Raw genomic sequence first — 4,764 nt, forward strand, 5'->3', positions numbered from 1 at the left:
TTTGGCCAGATAGACCAGGATCGCGTTGGAATCGGCGAGCACCCTGCCGCTGTCGTCGATCACCGGTATCTGTCCGAGCGGATTCAGCGCCAGGAACGCCGGTTGCCGTTGCGCGCCGGCGGCGAGATCCACATCGATGGTCTCGAACGGCAGTCCGAGCAGCGACAGGAACAGGCGCACCCGGTGCGCGTGTCCGGACAGGGGCGCGGAATAGACCCGGATCGGAGCGGCGGGACGATCGGTGCCGCGAGGACTGAGGGTGGACATGGAACGGCTCCGCAATCTTGCATCGCCGGGGATCGGCGACGATCGGCTGCAGCCTAGCGCTGGCCGCGGCCGGCAAGAAGACGGACAATGCGAAAAACATTATCCTTTCCGGAAGGACAATCGGGCATGGCCGACCTGCGCGACGTCAACCTGAATCGTCTGGCGATCTTCGTCGCAGTGGTCGAGGCCGGCTCGCTGACTGCCGCGGCCGAGCGGCTCGGCCTGGCCAAGACGGTGGTCAGCACGCACATGCAGCGCCTGGAATCGGAGGTCGGCGCGAACCTGCTGGTGCGCACGACGCGACGGCTGAGCGTGACCGACGCCGGACGCGGGTTCTACGAGGCGTGCCGCGACATCGTGCGCGCGGCCGAGCATGCGCTGCAGACGGTGTCTCCCGACGCCGGCCCGTTGCGTGGCGCGCTGCGGGTCAGCGTGCCGGTCGACTACGGCGCGCAGGTGGTGGCCCCGGCGGTGGTCGCTTTGCGCGACAGGCACCCCCGCCTCGATGTCGAACTGGTCGCGAACGATCGCATCGTCGATCTGGTCGCCGACAATCTCGATGTGGCGATCCGCATCGGCCGTCTCGCCGATTCGACCTGCCGCGCGGTACGGCTCGGCAGCTATGCGGTGTGGCCGGTCGCCAGCCCGCAGTTCGTCGCGCGCCACGGGCTGCCGCGCGACCCGGCGGCGCTGGCTGCGCTCCCCTTCGTGCTGCTGTCCAGCATTGCCCGTCCGCGCACCCTGGAGCTGGTCAATGCGCGCGGCGACAGCGTCGCGGTGCGCTGCGTGCCGCACTTCGTCGCCAATACCGCGACCGGCTGCCGCGCGATCGTGCTGGCCGGTGGCGCGTTCGGCCTGCTGACGGATTTCTCCACCGCCGCCGACGTCGCCGCCGGCCGGCTGGTGCGGCTGTTGCCGGCGTGGCGTTCGGCATCGTTCGGCATCCATGCGGTATACCCGCCGACGCGGCTGCCATCGCCGAAGGTGCGCGCCTTCGTCGATGCGATGAAGGCGCGGATCGCATCGATGCGCACCGAAGCGGAGGGCGGCACGGCGGCCGTTGCCGGTGCGGCGCCTGCACGTGCGCGGCGACGGCCAGCGCGCTGATCGCGCGCCGGTCGCCGTGCCGCCGATCAATAGTCGTAGCTGACGCTCAACCGCAGCGACCGCGGCGCCTGGCGCAGCAGTGCCGCACCGTACACCGGATCCGGATTGCCGGGTCCCGTCTCCGAGTACGGATACTTCCATAGCGTGGCCTGGCCGTTGAAGACGTTGAACACGTCCAGGGTGAAGGCCAGTTTGCGGTCGGCGGAGGCCGGCCGCCACGACACGCCGAGATCCAGTTGCTGCAGCCACGGCAGGCGGCCCTGGCTGCCCGGAGGCGCCGGTTGGCCCTGGTAGTAGTGATAGGCGATGCCGTAGCCGGAAGGGTCGCTGTGGTCGGGGCCGTAGGAGCCCAGCGCACTGAACGGCGAACCGGAGATCAGCTTGAGGTTGGCCGACACCAGCCATGCGGGGTTGAGCTGGTAGTAGCCGTAGAACTTGAACTGATGGGTGTGGTCGTTGCTCTGCGGGCCGTTGGTGTGCTCCATCAGCTGCGCGAAGTCCCAGGCCTGGGTGGTGGACACCGCGGTCTGGCCGATGCCCGACAGCAACTGGCCCTCGGTGGTGCCGTAGCTGCGCGACCAGGTGTAGTCGAGGCGGCCGTACCAGCGCTGGTCGAACGGATGCTCCAGCGACAGGTTGAGTCCGTAGTAGTTGCGCTTGAACGCCGGGAAGCCGAACTGCGCGTTGCTCAGCGGCACCTTGACGTAGTTGCCCGAGGTGTCGACCAGGGTGAAGGTGTTGGCCCGGCCCGGGTTGATCAGCCAGCAGCTGACCGGATTGCTGGCCAGGGTCACCGTGTGCCCTTGCGCCGCGGCGGCGGCGAACACGGTATCGCTGTCGCAGTAGTCGTCCACGCCGCTGCGCAGGACGCGGTAGGTGCCCTTGGCGCCGTAGACCCAGCTGTCGCCCCAGGCCTTGGTGAAGCCGAGGATGAACTCGTCCTGGAACGAGGGTTTGATGCCTTGCGTGGCGACGGTCTTGGGGTCGGGCAGGATGCCGTAGTTGTTGTTGGACGAGACCGCACCGGAGATCTGGGTCAGGCCGGTGGGGTAGCCGTTGGCGTCGATGCCGCCATAGGTGTAATAGGTCGAGGTGGCCAGGGTGGCGCCAGCGGCGTTGAATGCCGGGTTCAGCGGCAGCGCCAGGTAATAGCGGCCGGCGTTGCCGTACACCTTGAAGCGCGCATCGCCGTCGACGTCCCAGCTGAAACCCAGCCGTGGCGCCCATTGCCCGCTGGTCTGCTTGATGTACGGCGCGCCGTCGCGGTTGTAGTTGGTGAACTGGTCCAGGCGCAGGCCGAGGTTGAGCAACAGCCGGTCGTTGACTTGCCAGTTGTCCTCCACGTACTGCGCGCGCTGCGCCGAGCGCACCGAGGCCAGCGCGCTGTAGATGTACTTGCGCACGTAGTAGCCGTCCTGGCCGTTGGGGTAGCCGCCGGTGGCCGGGACGCCGAGCCCGGTGTTGATCGGTACGTTGGGGTTGGCCTGGCCGTAGATCCAGTAGTAGCCGTCGCCCGAAGCCACCGAGCCGCGGTTGAGCGCGCGTGCGTTCTGGTTGTCGATGCCGACCGTGATGCTGTGCGCGCCGATGGCGTAGTTGAGGTCCAGGCGCAGGTTGTCGGTGCGGTTGCCGCGCGCCGGATCGACCAGCAACGCGGTGGTCTGCGCATTGGTGATCGGGGTGCCGCCGGTGTAGGCCGGGTTCTGGAAGCCGGGGCTGGAGAGATAGGTCAGCGTGCCGTTGTAGTTGGGGTTGCGGCTGTAGTCGTCGGTACGCTGCTGGCCGTAGAGGGCGCTGAAGGTCAGGCGGTCGGTGAGGTAGCCGGTGTACTTGGCGCTCCACAGGTCCCCGCCGGTCTTGGTGGTGTCGGCATTGCCGCGCAGGGCGCCGATGTCGCGGCCGCTGTACTGGTAGTACTTGCCGCGGGTGACATAGCGGCTGGACGCCCCGGTGATTTCCAGCAGCTGGCTGTCGCTGATGTTCCAGTCGAGCTTGGCGTACCAGCTCGGCCGGCGGTACTGGTAGTCGTAGTAGTACGGCCCCGGGGTGGTCTCGCGTGCGCCGTAGAAGCGATCCCCGTCCTGGCGCTGCAGTTCGTAGGCGCCGAAGAAGAACAGCTTGTCCTGGATCAGCGGGCCGCCGGCGTAGACGCTCTGGGTGCTGAGGGTGGAGCCGCTCTTGCTGTCCGGGCGGTACAGCGCGCCGTTGCCGGGCGCGTACACGTCCTTCTTTGCGGAGCGCAGGCCGTCCGGTTCCCAGGTCGCCTGGCCGCCGAAATGCCATTCGTTGCTGCCGCGCTTGCCCACGGCATTGATCACACCGCCGTCGGAGCGGCCGTACTTGGCGCTGTAGCCGCCGGTGTAGACCTCCAACTGGTCGATGCTGCCGTAGGGCAGGGTCAGTCCGCCCAGTCCGCGCAGCGGGTCGGTGGTGTTGAAGCCATTGATGTAATAGGCGTTCTCCGCGGCCGAAGAGCCGCCGAAGCTGAGCAGCTGCGCGCCGGTCGGGCCGATGTAGGTACCGCTGCCGCTGTTGCCGGCCACGCCGGGCGCCAGTTGCGCGATGGCCTCGGCCGAGCGGCCCAGCGGCAGGCGCTGCAACTGTTCGGCATTGATCACGGTGCGCGAATCCACGCTGCTCACGTCGATCGCGGCGGCGGCGCGGTCGGCGCTGACCTGGACGCCGGCCAGGCTGGTGGTGGCGGGGCTGAAGGAGACGTCGGTGACGGCACCGACGGTGAGGCTGATGCCGTCGCGGCTGCCCAGCACGCTGCCGTCGGCGCCCTTGGCGATGATGGTGTAGGTGCCCAGCGGCAACTGGCCGATGTTGTAGCGGCCGCGCGCATCCACGGCGACCTCGCGGCTGAGGCCGCTGTCGCTGCGCACCAGGATGCGTTGGGTGTCGGCGGGCGCCTGGCCGGCGACGGCGCCGGTGGTGGACTGGGCCTGGGCCGGCGGGAGGGCGAGGGCGGCACTCAGTGCCAGGGCGAGCAGGGCGGGCCTGCGGAGGGAGCGATGGTTGTGCATGCGGAAGGCGACTCGGGTGGTGGGGGCGGGGGGCCGCCGCGCCGACTCGAATCCGCCCGTCCTGGATGATGCGGTATGCGCGGTAACGTTCCCCCGCTCCATTAACCTTAATGGGACGCCATCACAGAAATGCCGCGTCGTTATATCGGCGGCACCAATGGTTATGTCGGCTGTTGGACGTTGTGGGCGACCGGACCCTCACCCCAACCCCTCTCCCGGTGGGAGAGGGGCCATCGCTCTCCCTTCTCCCATCGGGAGAAGGTGCCCCGAAGGGGCGGATGAGGGTACGGGGCGAAGCTTCGACCTATTGCGACCGGCAGGCGTTGCGGGCGGTCGTACCCTCACCCCAACCCCTCTCCCGGGG

At 68.5% G+C, this 4,764-nt stretch carries 3 protein-coding genes; 1 reads left to right on the forward strand and 2 read right to left on the reverse strand.

What is annotated here, in order from left to right; genetic code table 11:
* Nucleotides 1-267 (reverse strand): glutathione S-transferase N-terminal domain-containing protein (locus tag D183_RS25205; RefSeq protein WP_198527678.1); only part of this gene is annotated, 267 nt, incomplete at its 3' end.
* A gap of 126 nt (nt 268-393) precedes the next feature.
* Here D183_RS25205 and D183_RS0118225 point away from each other — a divergent pair.
* On the forward strand, nt 394-1,374 hold the full coding sequence (locus D183_RS0118225) for a LysR family transcriptional regulator (RefSeq protein WP_017910259.1): 981 nt from the start codon (nt 394-396) through the stop codon (nt 1,372-1,374).
* 26 nt (nt 1,375-1,400) lie between these two features.
* Here D183_RS0118225 and D183_RS0118230 read toward each other — a convergent pair whose 3' ends face one another.
* Nucleotides 1,401-4,400 carry a TonB-dependent receptor gene (locus D183_RS0118230; RefSeq protein ID WP_017910260.1) on the reverse strand — a complete coding sequence of 1,000 codons (3,000 nt, stop codon included), beginning with the start codon at nt 4,398-4,400 and terminating at the stop codon, nt 1,401-1,403.
* Nucleotides 4,401-4,764 lie beyond the last annotated feature (364 nt).

It is taken from the genome of Xanthomonas sp. SHU 199, assembly GCF_000364665.1.
In the GTDB taxonomy this organism is placed as follows: Bacteria; Pseudomonadota; Gammaproteobacteria; order Xanthomonadales; family Xanthomonadaceae; genus Xanthomonas_A; species Xanthomonas_A sontii.

Coding starts and splice junctions, on each gene's coding strand:
- D183_RS0118225 (WP_017910259.1), top strand. CDS start 394: ATGGCCGACCTGCGCGACGTCAACCTGAATCGTCTGGCGATCTTCGTC.
- D183_RS0118230 (WP_017910260.1), bottom strand. CDS start 4,400: ATGCACAACCATCGCTCCCTCCGCAGGCCCGCCCTGCTCGCCCTGGCA.